Source organism: Microbacterium sp. C448 (genome assembly GCF_000582705.2).
Taxonomy (GTDB): Bacteria; Actinomycetota; Actinomycetes; order Actinomycetales; family Microbacteriaceae; genus Microbacterium; species Microbacterium lacus_A.
The window spans coordinates 1-1,887 of sequence record NZ_HG779781.1 but is presented as its reverse complement, the minus strand read 5'-3'; the positions used below and the strand labels follow the sequence as shown (position 1 = coordinate 1,887).

The 1,887-nt window shown below is 69.0% G+C and carries 2 protein-coding genes and 1 pseudogene; 2 read left to right on the top strand and 1 reads right to left on the bottom strand.

Going from position 1 to position 1,887, the window contains the following annotated elements; genetic code table 11:
- Position 1 precedes the first annotated feature (1 nt).
- Entirely contained in the window at positions 2-577 is a 576-nt protein-coding gene (gene pyrE / locus MIC448_RS13765; RefSeq protein ID WP_036300846.1) for an orotate phosphoribosyltransferase, read from the bottom strand.
- 65 nt (positions 578-642) lie between these two features.
- Here pyrE and MIC448_RS13760 point away from each other — a divergent pair, with 65 nt between their 5' ends.
- Positions 643-1,488, top strand: a complete 846-nt coding sequence (locus MIC448_RS13760; RefSeq protein WP_036300843.1) for an exodeoxyribonuclease III — start codon at positions 643-645, stop codon at positions 1,486-1,488.
- A 59-nt stretch (positions 1,489-1,547) separates the two neighbouring features.
- Positions 1,548-1,887 (top strand): annotated as a pseudogene (locus tag MIC448_RS13755) (sensor histidine kinase); the annotation flags it as partial.

The following is a 1,887-nucleotide window of genomic DNA, read 5'->3' as shown; positions in this document are numbered from 1 at the left end:
CCTATTGCGGGTCGAGCCCGAGGTCGGCGAGCCCGATCGCCGCACGCCACTCCAGGCCCGCGGCCTCGACGGCGGCCTGTGCGCCCGTGGCCCGGTCGACGATAACGGCGACCGCCACGACCTCGGCACCCTCACGGCGCAGGGCCTCGACGGCCTTCAGCGCCGACTGCCCCGTGGTCGAGGTGTCTTCGACCACGACGACGCGTTTGCCCGAGACATCCGCTCCCTCGATCTGGCGACCGCGCCCGTGGTCCTTGGGTTCCTTGCGGACGACGAAAGCATCGAGCGGGCTCCCCGCGTGCACCGACTCGTGAAGGATCGCGTTCGCAATCGGGTCCGCGCCGAGGGTCAGGCCGCCGACCGACGCGACGTCGGGAATGTCGGCGATCAGGTCGAGCATGATGCGGCCGATCGCGGGAGCGGCACGGTGGTCGAGCGTGAGCTTGCGCATATCGACGTAGTAGTTCGCCTGCTTGCCGCTCGAGAGCGTGAAGTCGCCGTGGAACACCGCCTCGTCGGCGATGAGGGCGATGAGCCGCTGGCGGTCGGCTTCGATTTCGGGTGTCGACGCGGTCATGGGCTCGAGTCTAGGGCGCCGCGGGGCCCTCCTCGGATGTACCCGGCACCTCCTAGGCTGGAGCGATGCGCCTCGCCACCTGGAACGTCAACTCGATCCGCGCGCGCGTCGAGCGCACCGTCGACTTCGCGGTGCGTGAAGACATCGACGTGCTCGCGATGCAAGAGATCAAGTGCCGGCCCGACCAGTTCCCCTACGCGCAGTTCGAAGACGCCGGGTACTCCGTCGAAGCCCACGGGCTGAACCAGTGGAACGGCGTCGCGATCGCGAGCCGCCTGCCGATGACCGACATCGAACATTCCTTTCCCGGCATGCCCGGGTTCGCGAAGGGCCACGAGGGTCCGGATGCCCCGCTCGAGGCACGCGCTATCGCGGCAACCGTCGGCGGGGTGAGGGTGTGGAGCCTCTACGTCCCGAACGGTCGATCGCTCGACGACCCCCACTACATCTACAAGCTGGACTGGCTCGGCGCGCTTGCGCAGTACACGCGCGACACGCTGGATCATGACCCGGACGCCGCGCTCGCGCTGGTCGGTGACTTCAACATCGCGCCCACCGATGCCGACAACGGCGACCCGACGGTCGTCCCCGGCGTCACGACCCACGTGTCCGAGCCCGAGCGCGTTGCCTTCCGCGACCTCGAGGCGGCCGGTCTCAGCGATGTCGTCCGGCCCCTGGTGCCCACCGGGTTCACCTACTGGGACTACAAGCAGCTGCGCTTCCCCCGCAACGAGGGTCTGCGCATCGACTTCATCCTCGGCTCGCACGCTGTAGCCGAGGCCGTCCGCGGCGCGGCCATCCACCGCAACGAGCGGAAGGGCGAGATCCCGAGCGACCACGTGCCCGTCGTCGTCGACCTCGAGCTGGACTCGGCAGAGGATTCGGACGACGTCCCCATGATCTTCGGATAGCGCGCAGTCTCCCCCGCGGGACGGATGTCTCGGCGAGCGCCGCAACGTACCGTGGAGGGATGAGCGAGTCCGATCGTCCGTTCGCCGAACGCACGCCGACATCGGCGGACCTACGGGCCGACGTCTTCCTCGCCGCCGCGATGCTCGTCGGCGGCGTGCTGAGCGCTTGGTTGACGTCGGTCGCGGGGTTCTACGGCGACGAGCAGGCGCCCCTCATGTGGGGCGTCGTGTATGCGGCCGCGGTGACCGCGCCGCTGGCCCTTCGCCGGCGCTTCCCCTCGCTCGTCGCGATCGTCGTGTGCGCCGCCTATTTCGTCGCCGTGAGCCTGCGCATCCCCGAGATCTACGTCGGCAACATTGCCATGTTCATCGCGATATACACGGTCGGGGCGTGGGTCG